Consider the following 17,573-nt stretch of genomic DNA (forward strand, 5'->3'; position numbering starts at 1 on the left):
CTTTTTTTATTTATTGTTCATTGCATGTGCCAATTGTTGCACACAAAATAACCATAATCTGTAGCTAGTACATTTTCAATTGATACTTTTACTACTCGATTACAATTTGAATATTTCATGTTCTAGATCAAGTGTAGTTTAGATTTTGTCTTATGGCTGTTAGACTAATCATTATTTTTCTGTACTTGCTACACTGTGAATCAAGCACTCAAATCTTTACTTCAAGAGCATTTGGAGTTCCTTAAAAATTATAGGGTTCGACAGTTAATTGTTTACCTTGGTGAGAGCCAATGGGCGCAGCAGCAAATTGGTCAATTAACTAACGATTTTGAACAATGCCTGACCTATAGTGATAGTGATAAAGTCCAAGGCGAAGTATCAAAGCGGAACCTTCATCAATATTTAGGGACTGAGGCAGATTTTGTCGCTATTTATACTGACGCATTCGAGCCAACACCGTTTGCCTTGTTAGCCGGCGTATTAAAGGCTGGAGGCATTTGTTTTCTGGCGCTTTGTCCGAAAAATCTTCAAACGAGCCGATTCGCAAACTACTTCCTTGAACAATGTCGACAATCAGAATTTCATCTTGTTATTGAGCAATCAATGGCTCACAACATGGTTGGTGAACTCTTAGCTAAGAGCCGTGATGCCTACGGTAATGGAAATTTCGGAAAAGGCAGTGAGAATAAGCATTCAAAGCACAACGCACTATGTCTGACGCATGAACAAGATCAGGCTGTGTCTTTATTACTTCAGCATCATCTCGATAATATTGAGCCATCGACGATTGTTCTCACCGCAGATAGAGGGAGAGGAAAGTCGAGTGCCTTGGCAATTTTCACTGCATCATTTTTAGTGAATGAAAGTCAATCGAAACGCGTGGTGATCACTGCGCCAAAAAAGACGAGTGTCGCTATATTCTTTCAACAGTTTGCTCAGACACTACGGATTTTAATCCCCGAGACAGCATTGTATGAAACACTCTTAAGTCGCGTAAGTTTTCATGCAATTGATGATATTGCGCTAAATACACCACAAGCTGATCTTCTGTTAATTGATGAAGCCTCAGGCATTCCAGTACCAATACTAGAGCGTTTTGTTGCTCAGTATGAAAAAACCGTATTCGCTACAACGGTGCATGGATATGAAGGGGCAGGGCGTGGGTTTGTCTATAAATTTTTGAATCATTTGGCTCAGCGGCAAAAAACAACGGGATTGGTCTTTGAACAGTTTCATATGAATGAGCCAATTCGTTGGTCTCAAGAATGCCCGCTTGAACAATTCACGTTTGATACACTGTTATTAAATGCAGAAATCAGTAATGCACGCACATTGATGGCTGATAACAAATCCACTCAAGTTATCAAATTAGATAAAGACGTATTATTAAACAATCATCAACTACTACGCGAAGTTTTTGCCTTGTTGGTAAGTGCACACTACCAAACCTCTACCTCTGATTTTAAGTTGTTATTAGATCATGAACTGTTAGATATACATGGCATGATGATAGACGAAACCTTGGTTGGTGTTGCGCTGATGGTTCGTGAGTTAGCGATTCCTGAGTACGTTCGAGAAGGTGTTATTGCAGGTAATCGACGGGTTCGTGATCATTTTACCGCGCAATCTGTAGTTCAACATTTAGGGTTTAATGACGCCGTGTCATTATCATTTTATCGTGTCATGCGTATTGCCATTCATCCAGATCTACAGGGGCATCAACTCGGTAGTCAGTTGATGTCGGAAATTGAGTCGTATGCCAAAACACTTTCGATAGATGCGTTGTCGACTAGTTTTGGCGTGAATCCAAGTTTGCTTAATTTTTGGCATAATAATCAATTTAATTTGATTCGTCTTGGCATGAAAAAAGATCATGCGAGTGCAGAGTTCTCGGGTTTATTTATAAAACCATTAACTAAGGCCGCTGGTGTGCTTAACCAACGTGCAGAACAAGAGTTTTATCGTGGTTTTCAGACATTATTGCCGCATGTATGGCAAGACTTAGACACGAAAATTGTAGAACAATTAAGTTATCATGTTCCTTCAAACCAAGATAATGAAATTACCGCCTATGATTTACAATCACTCGCTGATTTTGCCTATGGAAAGCGGTTACTACTTAATTGTTTACCGAGCATCAAACGTGTATTGATTGACATGAGAAAGCACGGAAAGGAAACGCGCTTTCCAGCGTTAGCGCAATACGTATTTGAACAACCAAGTGTGCAAGAGATATGTAACGCGTATAGCTTAACGGGCAAAAAGGCGTTTAATCAGTATTGCCAAAAAGCATGCGCAGAAATGATTGAACAAGGCTACTGCTTAGCTTAGATAGCCTTGTCCAGGTTGCGTTGTTACTTTAATTTACTCGCAAAAGTTTTCTTGAATTTTGCCAGCTTAGGTGACACTACCATTTGGCAGTATTGATTTTCAGGGTTGTTGTTAAAGTAATCTTTGTGCTCTTGCTCTGCAGGATAAAATGTTTGAGCAGCTTCCACTTCAGTGACCACATTACCTTGCCAAATCTCATCCGCTTCAATTTCACTAATTAATTGTTCAGCTAACGCTTTCTGTTCGTCATTATGGTAGAAAACTGCACTTCGGTATTGTGTGCCAACATCATTTCCTTGACGGTTTAGTTGTGTTGGATCGTGTAATGCGAAGAAAATTTCTAACACTTCTTGTGTTGAAATAACGTCAGAATCGAATGTAAGTCTAACAACTTCAGCGTGACCTGTATTGCCGCTACATACTTCTTTGTAGCTCGGGTTTGTCGTTGTGCCATTACTGTAGCCTGACTCAGCATTGATAATACCACTAACACTAAGATACGCGGCTTCAATACACCAAAAACAGCCACCAGCTAATGTAATTTGTTGTGCCATTGTCATTTACCTAAACAAAAATATTTCAATTGTCGCTAAAGATAAACTATAGACGTTTAGACGTCTATAGTTTATTTGTAACAAGTTAGAATTATTTTTTATACCACAGGCTTGGCATATTTGCGTAGCTACATATTATACGCAACATGTTGATGGAATCTTACCATCACTGCATCTTTGCTAGGGGTTAGGTTTAATTCGCCAAGCATGGTATTAACGGCTGAATTTATTTGATTTAAAAAACGACCGTAACCTAACTCTGTGCGATTTTCTTCACTTGCTACGAATACTAGTTGAAACTGGTCAACTAACTCACTTGCATTCCACCAACTCATCATTCCACAAGGTTTGTCTGCTGGATTGTAACCAAGCATTTGTAATTCGCCCTGACGCGAAATCGTATGCGATGGTGAATATCTAACAATAGGGACAAGGCCATTGGCAACTAAGGCACCATTATTCAAATTAAACTGTAAGCTCGACTTTGATAATGCTTTCGTTATTTCACTATATAACGGGTTATAAGGGTCTGCCGCCTGGTGGTCAATATCCATTGTTGCAAGCAAATCTTGGGTTATAGGAATATTTACTACGGCGTAAGTCATTGCAGAGATCTCTTCTGGTAATTGGACGTTTTGTGCCAAATACCTGTTTCGAATTGTTCTTAGCTTATGTACTTGTGTTTGCTCATAACCTTTGTGTTTAGCGAAAAGGTCATAGGTAAGGTGTTGATGATCTCTCAAACGAAGTACCTGCTTAGGCAGCGATATCTTTTCACAGTAATCTGCTAACAGTTGATTCGCTTTAGCGTGGAAACTTGCTGCATTCAGGCGAATATCTTGGCCAGTACTCAGCAACAATAAACTTACTTTCTTAGCTTTGATATTCGGATCGTAAAATGCTTTTTGTAGCGAGTGATACTGTGGGTTGTAATAAAACAGTATTTGTTGATTTGTTTGCCATTGATGCATTTCTTCGCTAAAACGAACGCGCACTAATTTATCATTGGCAATAAATTGTCCATTTGTGATTTCGTAATGTGAGCAAAGATCAAAAAATGCTTGGGATAAATATTGATATAGTCCATTAAAGTTTGTCGACAAATCTAGCGATTGGTTTGATGACAGGGTTTCAATCAAATCATCATCTAAGTTGAATTCAGCCAGAATGTACTGGTTATCTCGAATACTACCTGTAATAAAGGCTTTATTTGCAGCGCTACGCTTTCTGATAATTGACATATTGTCCTCCATGTCAGTTGATTGGCGCTACTATAGTTTTCAAAGATGACAAAAAAGTGTCAGCTAATGCCGATTTAGCTAGTAAGTTAATGAATTTTTTATGACAATGACAAGCAAAGTCATTAAGTAAAATATTCTGATGGATGAGCTGTTAAACGACGCCCAAGGGCAAGCGTTTTTGAAACAAACCGTAAACACCAAAATGCCTTTTGGTAAATATGCTGGCAGTAAACTGTTGCATTTGCCAGAGCCATATCTCGTTTGGTTTAACGCTAAAGGTTTCCCGGATGGAAAATTGGGCCAACAGTTAGCGCTAATGTATGAAATCAAACTCAATGGTTTAGAGAAGATGCTTGAGCCACTCTTAGACTAACTATCCTACTTCTAAATCTTCAATGTCAGCTGTTGGTGCCTCATTATCGTCATCAACCTTTCTTGTACCAAACAAGGTGTGAAATTGCTTCGGTGTTAGCACTTTGTTTTGGTATTTTAGCCAGGCTTTTTCAATTTTCGATTCAGCACCATAAAGGCCGTCGCAAACACCTTTAAATCGTTGTTCATCGTCAGTTATTGGTGCTCGTGTACCATTTGCGATATCACGCAATGCAATGCCATGCGTTTCAAGTATTTGAACTTCTGAGATGGAATAGTCACCACTTCGACTCATTCCACGAGGGTAGTTTTTGTCGTCATAAAAACGACGGTTTGATAAAAAACTTTCATTTAAACTCTTTTGTGTGCTCATAATGACTCACCGCAAAAACAAAAAAATCAAAATTATTTAGCGCAATTTTTAACGCAAGTTTTCTTATCGATCAACAAAAATTTTATGACAGTTTTATGTCGAGTTATCTCACGACGTAATAAGTTAATTACGGGAAAAAACAGAAGCGAAAATTAAGCCAGAATTTGTAACCTAATGCTAAGTGTTTGATTTAATCTGGCAAAAAATCTTCTTAAATTAAAATTACATTTTTATGACGAAATTTGCTTGCAATGTCATAAAAAGTTCTTTTTAATGAAATTGTCACTTAGCGAGATTTGCAGGTGGCCGCTAATATCAAAAATACATAGTTTTCAATGTTTTATGAGAGGTTTTGCCTATGAAAAGACAGAAGAGAGATCGTTTAGATAGAGCGTTTTCAAATGGTTACCAAGCTGGTGTTTCTGGTCGCAGTCGCGACAATTGCCCATATCAAAATACAGATGCCAAATCCGAATGGCTAGGTGGTTGGCGTGAAGCCATGCACGACAAAAATATGGGACTCTTTAAGTAAATAAATTTTCCTAATTTGACTAAACAAAAGCCTGTGATTAACGCAGGCTTTTTTGATCTTGGTGCCAAGAATCCCTGCTAAAACAACCAGCCAGCGTTTTTGTTATAAAACATTTTGAATATAAGATAGTCTTTTTAGTTATAAGTGTTATGATAACGCCCAAAATTTATCTCATTGGTCGTTAGATAATGCTGTCATTACGTGAAATTCAACCGCAAAAAAATGAAGTCTACTTAGACAATAATGCAACTACTCCCGTGCTTCCTCAGGCAATTGAGGCGGCTACTCATACCATGCAACTTTGCTACGGTAATCCAAGTAGCAGTCATATTACTGGTATTAAAGCTAAATACATTTTAGAAACAACTCGAGAGTTGACGAGACAAGTTATTGGCGCAAAAACAGGTCAGGTAATGTTTACCAGTGGCGCTACTGAAGGTATTCAAACGGCTATTATTTCGTCTTTAAATGCAGCTAAACAAAAATCTCAAAGCATTAAAGAGCCTGTGCTTCTATATGGCGCGACAGAACATAAAGCTGTGCCAGAGTCTCTGAAACATTGGAATAAAATGCTAGATATCGGTGCGAAAGTGCTGGCGATACCCGTTGATGAACGCGGCATTTTAGATATGGATTTTATTGCGACTCATGTACCTAATGCATTGATGATTTGCACAATGATTGCGAATAATGAAACGGGGGTATATCAAGACATTGAATTGTTGGAAAAGACGATTCGCCAATACAATCAAGATGTTTTTTGGATGGTGGACTGTGTTCAAGCGTTGGGGAAGATCAAATTAGAAATCTCTAATACGACCATAGATTATGCGCCTTTTAGTGGACACAAACTATATGCTCCAAAAGGCATTGGGATATTGTACGTCAGAGATAGTGCACCATTTACGCCGTTTATTGCAGGTGGCGGACAAGAAAGTGGTCTTAGATCGGGTACCGAGAATTTACCTGGTATCGCGGCATTACAAGCGGTTTTATCGTTGCTCAATGATCACGATGATCCAACGTTTAAAAGTACCACACAGTTGGAAAGATACCGTGAACAACTAACAGACACACTCATAAAAGCGTTTCCAGATATTGTTTTTAACCACGATTTTTCATGCTCGTTACCTACAACGATTAATTTCTCGGTAAAAGGTCTAACAAGTAAAGACATTATGGATTTATTTGATGCTGCACATATTCGTGTTAGCGCAGGATCTGCATGTTCTTCTAAAGTGACTGGTAGTTTTGTGCTAGATGCTATGGGCAAACCTAAATGGCAAAGTGAGAGTGCGATTCGTATGTCTTTCGGTCCTGCGACGACTCAACAGGAAATCGACGAAGCATGTGTTGCTATCAGCCAAGCGGTAAAAGCACTTCAAAGTAGCTGTTTAATTTTATCTGATACGGCAGACAACAGTAATTTGGGAGTAGATGGCCTTCAGCAGTGGTTGTATGACAATGGCTGTACATGGTGTTTTGTTGATAAAGCCTCAAAACAATGTGCCGTCATCGATTTAGCGCCTGAATTGGTTAGCAAGTTTGAAACACTGGTTGAGTGCCAAGGTTACGAAGTCGTCGCCGTGTTATCAACTCATATCCATGAAGAAAACCAAGTTCATCAAAATATTATTCAAACGCTCTGGCACAAAGATCAGACCAAATATGATTTCTTGGGTTGGCCACAACAAACTTCATTAGTCACGCTGGAAAATGGATTAACGGTAGAAGCCTTAAACGTGGGTAATAAAGTGTTAGCACGTCTACCTTTACCTGGACATACCGCAAATAGTGTTGCTTATCTATTGGGCACTTCGGTTAATCAGTCTTTAATGGCTGATAGCGTTGATTTTGTTTTTGTTGGCGATCTTATCCAAGTTAATGGGTTAGGGCGTTGTGATCACATTGATGGAGACGAGAAATCATTATACCAGTCGCTACAATTACTAAATCAGTTAATCAGGCAAGATACATTATTGTGTCCAGCCCATGATTATCTGCAGCTGTTTAATACAACATTAGCGTTAGAAGCAAGTAGCCAACCATTACTTCAACAAGTGATTGATGGAGATATCTCTGAGCAAGCTTTTATCGCTGAAAAAATCAAACAAGATAGTGAATTGCCACCTTCTGACTTCAGTCAATACTGTGGTAGTATTGCGCAATTTAGTAACATCATTGAGCCTGTTCACCCAAACCAATTAGTTGAATTTATTCAAGCTGATCCGACAACCATTGTTGTTGATGTGCGTGAACCTCATGAATACGATGCGTACCCAGACTCAATGATCGCGGGCAAAACAATGGTTAACCTACCGCTATCTCAAATCACCCAGTTTGTTCAGCGTCACAAGTCGCAACAATCGGATTTTAAATATGTCTGTATTTGCCGAAGTGGAAAGCGCAGTGAAGCGGCAGCAAAAACCCTGCAACGTAATAGCTTTGCCAACATCTATCATGTTCCTGGCGGCTTTGCTCTGCTCAATAAGGGCTAATAAAGATCAGATAAAGTAGGTATTCATCACTAGATGTTTCCTAAGGACTTGATAAAATAGCGCTTAATCTAACAAGCGCTATTTTTATATGTCTGAAACGCCCATGTCATCCAATAAAGATAAAAAGCAACCGTGGTGGCACACCGATTGTCCCTATTGCCGAAAAGTTCGGTTGTTTGTGATTTGGTTAGTGCTGATGTTGCTGGCTGACTATGCTTGGTTTCACGTCATATTCTCACCATAAATATCTCAATTTTGTTGCACATTAGTTAATCGTTTATTTTTTTTAACATAAAACAAATGGTTGGCTTTGTTAGTTGTTGGCGATGAACTATACTTCACGGCAATTAGCGTGCATTGAGCACTTGTTAGCCAGACTCTGGTTACTTTAACTTATTACCCTAAAAAGCGATTAGCAATACAAATGACAACAGAAAAAAAACGCCCTTTATACATTCCATATGCGGGTCCTTCATTAATCGAAACGCCATTGCTAAATAAAGGCAGTGCCTTTACGAAAGAAGAGCGCGAGAGTTTTAACTTAGCAGGTTTATTACCGCCAAGATTTGAAACGATCGAAGAACAAGTATCACGCGCATACATGCAATACAGCAGTTTCCAAACTGATTTGAATAAGCATATTTATTTGCGTGCGATTCAAGACAACAACGAAACCTTGTATTACCGATTGGTGCAAGAGCATCTAGAAGAAATGATGCCAATTATCTACACACCAACTGTTGGTGATGCCTGTGAGCAATTCTCCGATATTTATCGTTCGTCACGTGGCTTGTTTATCTCATATGAAGATCGTCACAACTTAGATGATATTCTGCGTAACGCAACAAAGAACAAGGTTAAAGTTATTGTTGTCACTGATGGTGAACGTATTCTTGGATTGGGTGACCAAGGTATTGGTGGCATGGGGATTCCAATCGGTAAATTGGCTTTATATACCGCTTGTGGTGGTATTAGCCCTGCATATTGTCTTCCTATTACGTTGGATGTGGGGACTAACAACGAAAAACTATTGAACGATCCTATGTATATGGGAACGCGTCATAAGCGTATCGAGCAAGAGCAATACGATGAATTTGTTGATTTGTTCATCCAAGCAATGAAGCGTCGTTGGCCTCATGTCATGTTGCAATTTGAAGACTTTGCTCAACCAAACGCTATGCCATTACTCAACCGTTATAAAAATGAAATTTGTTGTTTTAATGACGATATTCAGGGCACGGCATCTGTGACCGTTGGTACCTTACTTGCGGCGTGTCGCACCAAAGGCGCTAAGTTATCAGAGCAAAAAGTAGCTTTCGTTGGCGCTGGCTCAGCAGGTTGCGGGATTGCAGAACAAATCATTAGTCAAATGGTGAGTGAAGGTATTTCCGCAGAGCAGGCACGTAGCCAAATCTTTATGGTTGATCGTTTTGGTTTACTTACGCAAGGCATGGAAGGGTTACGTGACTTCCAAGAGAAGCTTGTACAACCAACGTCTGTTGTTAGCAGTTGGTCAATATCAGGCGAGTTTGCATCGCTTGTAGAAGTGATGAATAACGCAAAACCAGATATTCTAATCGGTGTTTCTGGCCAAGCAGGTTTATTCACGGAAGAAGTGATTACGACAATGCATAGCCATTGTGAAAAACCAATTATCTTTCCGTTAAGCAACCCATCTCGACAAGTCGAAGCAACGCCGGAACAAGTGATAAACTGGACACAAGGTCAAGCGATTGTTGCAACTGGTTCACCATTTTCACCAGTCGATTACAAAGGCAATTTATATCCGGTTGCTCAATGTAATAATAGCTACATTTTCCCTGGATTAGGTTTAGGTGTGGTAGCCGCTAACATTAATCGTATTACCGATGAAATGTTAATGGTTGCAAGCGAAACCTTAGCTCAAGCTTCACCATTAGCTAATACTGGTGAAGGTGAATTACTGCCACCTATTACAGAGATCGCTAGCTTAAGTAAAGAGATTGCATTTGAGGTTGCTAAAGTAGCTTATGCTCAAGGTTTAGCACTCGAGATCAGCGATGATCAACTAAGAGCGAAGATCGACAGAAATTTCTGGCAACCAGAGTACCGCGATTACCGTCGCATTAGTATCTAGTGAACTCAGACTCATTCGACTAGAAGAATAAAAAGCCAACACACGTTGGCTTTTTTCATCTTAGTGTAATTAAATTGTTATACGATCGAATACCATTAGGCATTTTTGACTATATAGTCTATAATCGCGCCCAAAATTTTTTACCAGTTTTTAACTTACACAATTAAGAGGGCTTATCATGGCTATCGAACGTACTTTTTCAATCGTAAAACCAGACGCAGTTGCTAAAAACGTAATTGGTCAAATCTACAACCGTTTCGAAACTGCTGGTTTAACAATCATCGCTTCAAAAATGGTTCACTTATCAAAAGAACAAGCTGAAGGTTTCTACGCTGAGCACAGCGAGCGTCCTTTCTTCGGTGCTTTAGTTGAGTTCATGACTTCTGGTCCAGTTATGGTTCAAGTTTTAGAAGGCGAAGGTGCTGTTCTTAAAAACCGTGAAATCATGGGTGCTACTAACCCAGCTGAAGCTTTAGCTGGTACTTTACGTGCTGACTACGCTAACTCTATCGACGAGAACGCTGTTCACGGTTCTGACGCTTTAGAATCAGCTGCACGTGAAATTGCTTACTTCTTCACTGAAGAAGAAATTTGCCCACGTACTCGCTAATTTGCCTTTAATCTTCGCCTTTGGTGTGATTTCGTTGTCGAGAATGCTCACGTAATTAATTACGCTCCGCGTTCTCTCCTAGAACTCACACCAAAATGCTTTGATTAAATATCAAATTACATAAAAGGATTTTACTGATTTTCGGTAAAATCCTTTTACTTTGTTAAGACTCAGTAATTCTAAGCGTTTCTTTTACCGGAACTTTTAAAATTACTAAGTTGAAAAATTGTCACGAGTGACTAAAAAGTGTACAATTTTGCCCCTTTGAATTCTTTGTATTAAGACGTTTTTGAGAATTATTTTATGACTGAAGTCGTTGTTCCTGCTGAGCAGAAAGCCAAAATTAATCTATTGAATTTTGATCACAAAATGATGCGTGACTACTTTGAGTCGATCGGTGAAAAGCCGTTCCGCGCTGATCAAATGATGAAATGGATTTATCACTTTGGTTACGATGACTTTGAGCAAATGACTAACTTCAACAAAAAGTTACGTGAAAAACTTGCCCGCAACTGTGAAATTAAAGCGCCTGAAATTTCAAAGAAACAGGTCTCTAACGACGGCACAATTAAGTACGCACTTGTACTTGAAGGTGGTCAAGAAGTTGAAACAGTTTGGATTCCTGAGAATAACCGCGCAACGTTATGTGTATCGTCGCAAGTAGGTTGTGCATTAGAGTGCTCATTTTGTTCGACAGCACAGCAAGGCTTCAACCGTAACTTATCAATGTCTGAAATCATTGGGCAAGTGTGGCGTGTCGCCAATGACATTGGTGCAACGCGTATCTCAGGTAAGCGACCAATCACTAACATCGTAATGATGGGGATGGGCGAGCCGTTACTCAACATGAAAAACCTCATTCCATCGCTTGATACAATGTTAAACGATTTAGGTTACGGTTTATCAAAACGCCGCGTAACAGTGAGTACATCAGGTGTTGTTCCTGCGTTAGCTATGCTGAAAGAAAAAATCGACTGTGCATTGGCAATCTCGGTGCACGCGCCAAACAATGCATTACGTGATGAATTAGTACCAATTAATAAGAAATACCCACTAGAAGATTTCTTAGCAGCGTCACGTCAATACATTGAAGGTTCAAAAGCGCAGAAAGCCGTTACGATTGAGTACGTGATGATTGATCACGTAAACGACTCAACCGAACAAGCGCACGAATTAGCACATGCGTTAAAAGACACACCAAGTAAAATTAACTTGATTCCATTTAACCCGTACCCAGGTTCGCCATACAAACGTTCAAGCAATTCTCGTATTGATCGTTTTGATAAGGTTCTGCAAAGTTACGGTTTTACGGTCATTACTCGTCGTACACGTGGTGACGATATTGATGCTGCTTGTGGTCAATTAGCAGGCGACGTATTAGACAGAACAAAACGTACTGGTGCAATTCAAGCAAAAAAACAGGTGAATCCTGATGAAATTTCAGTAAAAATGGTTTAGATATCAATTTAAATCGATTATTGGAATTTTCTGCGTATGGACAAATGGCAAAAATTACTGTTAAGTGCAGCGTTAGTTAGCACTTTAAGCGCTTGCGTAACTCAACAATATAGCAAGGACAACACGCCTGTTGTTGAGAACGAAGCAAGTAATGATGAAATCGCCATGACCCGTATATCGCTTGGTTTAGGTTATTTAAATATTGGCAATACGACTCAAGCCAAAATTAACTTAGAAAAAGCCAAGCGCTTCTCACCAAAACTGATTCAAGTTCATACTGCATTTGCCCATTATTATGAAACGGTTGGCGAGCCGGAGTTAGCGAGTCAATCGTTCCAAACCGCGTTAAGTATTAAAGAGGATGATCCTGATACCTTAAATAACTACGGTGTATTCTTGTGTCGTCAAAATGATGTCCCAGCGGCTCAAGAGCAGTTTTTAAAAGCGATTGCTGTACCTGAATACGTTCGCGTATCGGAAAGTTATGAAAACCTTGCGCTTTGTCACTTAAATGAAGATAACTTTGAGCAAACAGAGTTTTATTTAACGAAAGCGCTCATGCATAGCCCAAGTAGCGATTCGGTTTTGCAACAGTTAGCGCAGTTATCTTATGTGAAAGGTGACTATAAGAACGCGCAGAAATATATTGCTCGATATGAAAAAGCGACGCGTAAATTTAATCCAAGTGCCCTTGCGCTTGCCTACAAAGTGTATGAAGCGCTTGGTAAAACAACCGTAGCGAAAAATTATGGCGCGATGCTAGTTAAAATGTTTCCAAGTGCCTATGAATCAAAGCAGTATTTATTAAATAGCTTAGCAAGAATACCGGCGGATGATTTAGCCGATGTATATAAAGCAAAACACGCTAAGACGAAAAAACGTGTTGTTGTCTTGTCGCCAAAGAAAGCACCAAACGCAGATAAAAATGACAATGCAGCGTTAAACATAGCTAGCTTTTCAGCGTCGCCAGAGCCTGTACAGCCTGCGCCTGAAAAACCAAAAGAGATTAAGAAAGAGCCGGTAAAGTCGACTGTTGTTAGCACTAAATCGGTTGTAAAAAACGAATTAAAGAGCCAAAACGATACGGGTGCTCCATCATTACCGATTCATGTCGTACAAGCAGGTGAGTCACTTTATAGTGTTTCTAAGAAATACAACATTAAGATGCAGAGCATTAAGAAGTGGAATCGTTTATCATCGCGTAGCATTTTAAAAATCGGGCAGGTTCTTGTATTAGCCGATCCAGCTAAAGCTAATAAGTAAGTAAAAACATGAGTGAAGTAACAGAAATTACTGAAGATATCGAAGTCATCGGCCCAGGTCGGTTGTTAGGTGATGCCCGAAAAGCCAAAGGCTTGAGCGTAGAAGACGTTGCCGAAAAGCTTAATTTTCGTATCGGCTTGGTGAAAGAAATAGAAGCTGACGAGTTTGATCGCTCATTGCCATCAACGTTTAACCGTGGTTATTTAAAAAACTACGCTAAACTCGTCGAAATTCCAGAAGAAGACGTACTATCAAGTTTTGAAATGCTGGGCGTTGCTGAAAAGCAAAGTACAGAGATGCAAAGCTTTTCAAAAATCACTGAAAAACAAGCGCAAACGCGCAGTTTGATGTGGTTGAGTTATTTAATACTCGCTGTTTTAGTCGGTTCTACCTTGGTTTGGTTTTACCAGTACCAAAAGGATATTGCTGAAAAGTCTGTTGAGATTGACTCACAGCGTGAGGCTAATGAACAAGGTGTTGCGACCACGCAAAATACTGCTGAGATTAATAGCGATTTAACAGATACAATGACAACGGCCAGCCAGCCGTCAGTAGATGATCCGTTAACAACACCAGCAGGTGAACAGGTTACACCATCAAACGACGAATCAGCGTTAGCGCAACAAGTTGTTAATACGATTGATGAAACGCAAACTGAGTTAGCTACTTCGATTAACGAGGCAGAACCCGTTGAAGTCGCTCCTGAAACTCAAGCCCCTGTAGAAACACTGCCTACTGAAGTTGTTGAAGACGTCGCTATTTTCACTTTTTCTGGTGACTGTTGGGTTAATATTTATGACGCTACTGGTGAGCGAGTCGCTTGGGGCGTTAAAAAAACAGATTATGTAATGACTATTAAAGGTCAAGCACCGTTTAATGTTACATTAGGCAAGCCTGAATTAGTGACAATTGAATTCGCAGGTCAGGCAATCGATATGTCTAGATTTAATGCGGGTAACATTGCTAAATTCACGTTGCCTTTAGAGCAGGCGCAATAATCGCATTACTTGGAAATACTGAAGAAATATTATGTTTAAAGAATCTCCTATTGTCCGCCGCAAATCTCGCCAAATTATGGTGGGTAATGTTCCTGTAGGTGGCGATGCACCAATTTCTGTGCAATCAATGACAAACACACTCACAACAGATGTTGATGCGACGGTCGCACAAATTCGTGCGTTAGAAAATGTTGGTGCTGACATCGTTCGTGTTTCTGTGCCAACAATGGATGCAGCAGAAGCGTTTAAAGAGATCAAAAAGCAGGTCAATGTACCGTTAGTGACCGATATTCACTTTGACTACCGCATCGCTTTAAAAGTCGCGGAGTATGGCGCGGATTGTCTGCGTATCAACCCAGGTAATATCGGTAAGGAAGAACGTGTTCGTGCCGTTGTAGAGAGTGCGCGTGACAAAAATATTCCAATTCGAATTGGGGTAAACGGTGGCTCACTTGAGCGTGACTTACAAGAAAAATACGGTGAGCCGACACCAGAAGCATTACTTGAATCAGCAATGCGGCATGTAGAGATTTTAGACCGCTTAAATTTTCATGATTTTAAAGTCAGTGTAAAAGCATCAGATGTGTTTCTAGCGGTTGGTGCTTATCGATTATTAGCTAAACAAATTGATAATCCTCTGCATTTAGGTATTACAGAAGCCGGTGGTTTCCGTTCAGGCTCAGTTAAATCCGCTGTGGGTTTAGGCATGTTATTAGCTGAGGGCATCGGTGATACGCTGCGTGTGTCATTAGCAGCAGACCCTGTAGAAGAGATCAAAGTTGGCTTTGATATTTTAAAATCATTAAAGCTTCGTTCTCGCGGCATTAACTTTATCGCGTGCCCAAGTTGCTCGCGCCAAGAGTTTGATGTTATTAACACTGTTAATGCCTTAGAAGAACGTTTAGAAGATATCATCACACCAATGGATGTATCGATTATTGGCTGTATTGTAAATGGCCCAGGTGAAGCAACAGTATCGGACCTTGGGTTAACGGGTAGTAGCAAGAAAAGTGGTTTCTACCTAGATGGCGAACGTCAGAAAGAGCGTATTGATAACCACGATATGGTTGACCAGCTTGAAGCAAAAATTCGTGCTAAAGCAAGCCAAATGGAACAAGAACGCATCAACGTTAAAGAAGTAGAGTAGGCCAACCTAGCTTACTTTTATTCATTCAAAATAGTGAAAAGCGTCGCAGAATTAGGCAGATGATTTACGTTTGTACAGATTGTGCCTATAATGCGCGCTGCAAGTTAATTTAAGAGAGATTCAACGCCCGTGAGTAAAGCGATTCAGGCAGTTAGAGGCATGAACGATTGCCTTCCATCAGAAACTAATATTTGGCAAATGGTCGAAGCAACACTTAGACGTGTTGCGAGTAATTATGGCTTTGCTGAAATTCGTATGCCGATTGTTGAATCTACCCATCTATTTAAACGTTCTATCGGTGAAGTGACTGATATCGTTGAAAAGGAAATGTATACTTTTGACGATCGCAATGGTGATAGCCTAACACTTCGACCAGAAGGCACAGCAAGTTGTGTGCGTGCAGGTAATCAGCATGGTTTATTGTATAACCAAGAGCAACGTTTATGGTACATGGGACCAATGTTTAGACACGAACGTCCACAAAAAGGTCGTTACCGTCAATTCCATCAATTTGGTATCGAAGCCTTTGGTATTGCGTCGGCAGATATTGATGCTGAAGTAATTATGTTATCAAATCGCCTTTGGAAGGAACTTGGTATCAAAGATGTTGTCACATTAGAATTGAATACCTTAGGTTCTAATGAAGAGCGCGCAACCTATCGTGATGCGCTCGTTGAGTACTTAACAAAACACGAAGATAAACTTGATGAAGATAGTAAGCGACGCATGCATACTAACCCATTACGTGTTTTAGACAGTAAGAACCCTGATGTCCAAGCTGCGTTAACTGATGCTCCAAAACTTTCTGAGTTTTTAGGTGAAGAGTCAAAGCAGCATTTTGATACCTTGCTAGCTCGATTAGATGCTGCCGGTATTGAATATGTAATCAACGAGCGACTTGTTCGTGGTTTAGATTACTATAACCGAACGGTATTTGAGTGGGTAACAGATAGCCTAGGCGCTCAAGGCACAGTGTGTGCTGGCGGTCGTTACGATGGTTTAGTTGAACAGTTAGGTGGAAAGGCAACACCAGGTTTTGGTTTTGCGCTAGGCATTGAACGCTTAGTACTCTTACTAACAAGTTTAGATAAAGTGAAGAATGTTCGCCCACAAGCTGATGTGTACATCGCAATGATGGGTGAAGAAGCTGAGTTAGTAGGCAATGCTCTAGCAGAGCAATGGCGCGACGAAGTCAAAGAGATTCGTATTCAGTGTCACTGTGGTGGTGGCAAATTTAATAAGCAAATGAAGCGTGCTGATAAGTCAGGCGCAAGTGTTGCCATTATCCTAGGCGACAATGAAATCGCTGAAAAAACGGCGACAGTGAAATATTTGCGTGAACAAAAAGATCAAGAAAGCGTGGCGTTTGACCAAATTCCAGCTTTGTTAGAAAAATTAATGTAAGGAAGTACTGTGGAAACTTATCAAACAGAAGAACAACAAGTTGAAGCGATTAAAAAGTTTTGGCAAGAAAACGGCAATTTTATCATAGGTGGTATTCTTGTCGGTTTAGGTAGCTTTGTAGGTTTTAACTACTACAAAGACAGCAAGTTAGAAAGTGAAGAGTCAACAACTGCAGCATACATGGAAATGATGCAAGCAGCTGAAACTAATGGTGACAACTTCGCACAAGACGGTGAAGCATTTATTAATGCTCACAAAGAATCTAGCTTTGCATCATTTACTTCTCTTGCATTAGCAAAAGACGCGGTAAGCCACAAAGATTGGACTGGCGCTGCAAAGCATCTACAAATGGCAATTGATAATGCAGCTGATGAAGGCGTTAAGAGCATTGCGCTTTTACGTTTAGCACGTGTTCAATTGCAACAAGAACAAGCGGACAAAGCATTAGCAACGTTATCAACTGAAATGGCAGAAGGTTTCGCTGGTGTTGCTGAAGAAGTTAAAGGTGACGCTTACTTAATGCAGGGCAAGCCTGAGTTGGCACGTACTTCATACCAAGCAGCAATTGATGCGTTAGGTACTGCAGCTGCAAGCAACCAGAGCTTACAAATGAAGCTTGATAACTTAGCTGAGCACGTTGAATTAACAACTTTACCTGCAGCAACCAAATAGGAAT

15 protein-coding genes are annotated in these 17,573 nt (G+C 40.1%); 12 read left to right on the forward strand and 3 right to left on the reverse strand.

Annotation, left to right across the window (positions count from 1 at the left end):
- Positions 1-195: 195 nt before the first annotated feature.
- Positions 196-2,331, forward strand: a complete 2,136-nt coding sequence (locus QQK05_RS03590) for a GNAT family N-acetyltransferase (protein ID WP_284296057.1) — start codon at positions 196-198, stop codon at positions 2,329-2,331.
- 23 nt (positions 2,332-2,354) lie between these two features.
- Here QQK05_RS03590 and msrA read toward each other — a convergent pair whose 3' ends face one another.
- Both msrA and QQK05_RS03600 read right to left on the reverse strand, forming a co-directional pair.
- Positions 2,355-2,891 carry a peptide-methionine (S)-S-oxide reductase MsrA gene (gene msrA / locus QQK05_RS03595; protein ID WP_284296058.1) on the reverse strand — a complete coding sequence of 179 codons (537 nt, stop codon included), beginning with the start codon at positions 2,889-2,891 and terminating at the stop codon, positions 2,355-2,357.
- Between the two features lie 122 nt (positions 2,892-3,013).
- Positions 3,014-4,126 (reverse strand): DUF3083 family protein, encoded by a 1,113-nt coding sequence (locus QQK05_RS03600; protein WP_284296061.1) that lies wholly within the window; start codon positions 4,124-4,126, stop codon positions 3,014-3,016.
- A gap of 139 nt (positions 4,127-4,265) precedes the next feature.
- On the opposite strand from QQK05_RS03600, the gene QQK05_RS03605 reads away from it, so the two are divergent.
- Entirely contained in the window at positions 4,266-4,499 is a 234-nt protein-coding gene (locus QQK05_RS03605) for a DUF3820 family protein (RefSeq protein WP_284296063.1), read from the forward strand.
- On the opposite strand, the gene maoP is transcribed toward QQK05_RS03605, so the two are convergent.
- Positions 4,500-4,871 carry a DUF413 domain-containing protein gene (gene maoP / locus QQK05_RS03610; protein ID WP_284296064.1) on the reverse strand — a complete coding sequence of 124 codons (372 nt, stop codon included), beginning with the start codon at positions 4,869-4,871 and terminating at the stop codon, positions 4,500-4,502.
- A gap of 358 nt (positions 4,872-5,229) precedes the next feature.
- Here maoP and rmf point away from each other — a divergent pair, with 358 nt between their 5' ends.
- The 10 genes from rmf to QQK05_RS03660 all read left to right on the forward strand — a co-directional run bounded on the left by rmf (position 5,230) and on the right by QQK05_RS03660 (position 17,569).
- On the forward strand, positions 5,230-5,403 hold the full coding sequence (gene rmf / locus QQK05_RS03615) for a ribosome modulation factor (protein ID WP_284296065.1): 174 nt from the start codon (positions 5,230-5,232) through the stop codon (positions 5,401-5,403).
- A 188-nt stretch (positions 5,404-5,591) separates the two neighbouring features.
- Positions 5,592-7,901: an aminotransferase class V-fold PLP-dependent enzyme gene (locus QQK05_RS03620; RefSeq protein WP_284296066.1), complete on the forward strand. Its 2,310-nt coding sequence runs from the start codon at positions 5,592-5,594 to the stop codon at positions 7,899-7,901.
- 424 nt (positions 7,902-8,325) lie between these two features.
- Complete coding sequence (locus QQK05_RS03625; RefSeq protein ID WP_284296067.1) at positions 8,326-10,017, forward strand: NAD-dependent malic enzyme; 1,692 nt, start codon at positions 8,326-8,328, stop codon at positions 10,015-10,017.
- A 178-nt stretch (positions 10,018-10,195) separates the two neighbouring features.
- Positions 10,196-10,627 (forward strand): nucleoside-diphosphate kinase, encoded by a 432-nt coding sequence (gene ndk, locus QQK05_RS03630; RefSeq protein ID WP_115999260.1) that lies wholly within the window; start codon positions 10,196-10,198, stop codon positions 10,625-10,627.
- A gap of 303 nt (positions 10,628-10,930) precedes the next feature.
- On the forward strand, positions 10,931-12,085 hold the full coding sequence (locus QQK05_RS03635) for a bifunctional tRNA (adenosine(37)-C2)-methyltransferase TrmG/ribosomal RNA large subunit methyltransferase RlmN (RefSeq protein WP_284296068.1): 1,155 nt from the start codon (positions 10,931-10,933) through the stop codon (positions 12,083-12,085).
- A gap of 36 nt (positions 12,086-12,121) precedes the next feature.
- Positions 12,122-13,348 carry a type IV pilus biogenesis/stability protein PilW gene (gene pilW, locus QQK05_RS03640; protein WP_284296069.1) on the forward strand — a complete coding sequence of 409 codons (1,227 nt, stop codon included), beginning with the start codon at positions 12,122-12,124 and terminating at the stop codon, positions 13,346-13,348.
- 8 nt (positions 13,349-13,356) lie between these two features.
- Positions 13,357-14,346 carry a RodZ domain-containing protein gene (locus tag QQK05_RS03645; RefSeq protein ID WP_284296070.1) on the forward strand — a complete coding sequence of 330 codons (990 nt, stop codon included), beginning with the start codon at positions 13,357-13,359 and terminating at the stop codon, positions 14,344-14,346.
- Between the two features lie 31 nt (positions 14,347-14,377).
- Complete coding sequence (ispG, locus tag QQK05_RS03650) at positions 14,378-15,493, forward strand: flavodoxin-dependent (E)-4-hydroxy-3-methylbut-2-enyl-diphosphate synthase (RefSeq protein WP_284296071.1); 1,116 nt, start codon at positions 14,378-14,380, stop codon at positions 15,491-15,493.
- 129 nt (positions 15,494-15,622) lie between these two features.
- On the forward strand, positions 15,623-16,897 hold the full coding sequence (gene hisS / locus QQK05_RS03655; protein WP_284296072.1) for a histidine--tRNA ligase: 1,275 nt from the start codon (positions 15,623-15,625) through the stop codon (positions 16,895-16,897).
- Positions 16,898-16,906: 9 nt separating this feature from the next.
- Entirely contained in the window at positions 16,907-17,569 is a 663-nt protein-coding gene (locus QQK05_RS03660; protein ID WP_284296073.1) for a YfgM family protein, read from the forward strand.
- The last annotated feature ends 4 nt before the right edge of the window (positions 17,570-17,573 follow it).

It is taken from the genome of Thalassotalea loyana (assembly GCF_030161435.1).
Lineage (GTDB): Bacteria > Pseudomonadota > Gammaproteobacteria > Enterobacterales > Alteromonadaceae > Thalassotalea_G > Thalassotalea_G loyana.

Coding starts and splice junctions, on each gene's coding strand:
- msrA (WP_284296058.1), bottom strand. CDS start 2,891: ATGACAATGGCACAACAAATTACATTAGCTGGTGGCTGTTTTTGGTGT.
- QQK05_RS03600 (WP_284296061.1), bottom strand. CDS start 4,126: ATGTCAATTATCAGAAAGCGTAGCGCTGCAAATAAAGCCTTTATTACA.
- QQK05_RS03605 (WP_284296063.1), top strand. CDS start 4,266: ATGGATGAGCTGTTAAACGACGCCCAAGGGCAAGCGTTTTTGAAACAA.
- maoP (WP_284296064.1), bottom strand. CDS start 4,871: ATGAGCACACAAAAGAGTTTAAATGAAAGTTTTTTATCAAACCGTCGT.
- rmf (WP_284296065.1), top strand. CDS start 5,230: ATGAAAAGACAGAAGAGAGATCGTTTAGATAGAGCGTTTTCAAATGGT.
- QQK05_RS03620 (WP_284296066.1), top strand. CDS start 5,592: ATGCTGTCATTACGTGAAATTCAACCGCAAAAAAATGAAGTCTACTTA.
- QQK05_RS03625 (WP_284296067.1), top strand. CDS start 8,326: ATGACAACAGAAAAAAAACGCCCTTTATACATTCCATATGCGGGTCCT.
- ndk (WP_115999260.1), top strand. CDS start 10,196: ATGGCTATCGAACGTACTTTTTCAATCGTAAAACCAGACGCAGTTGCT.
- QQK05_RS03635 (WP_284296068.1), top strand. CDS start 10,931: ATGACTGAAGTCGTTGTTCCTGCTGAGCAGAAAGCCAAAATTAATCTA.
- pilW (WP_284296069.1), top strand. CDS start 12,122: ATGGACAAATGGCAAAAATTACTGTTAAGTGCAGCGTTAGTTAGCACT.
- QQK05_RS03645 (WP_284296070.1), top strand. CDS start 13,357: ATGAGTGAAGTAACAGAAATTACTGAAGATATCGAAGTCATCGGCCCA.
- ispG (WP_284296071.1), top strand. CDS start 14,378: ATGTTTAAAGAATCTCCTATTGTCCGCCGCAAATCTCGCCAAATTATG.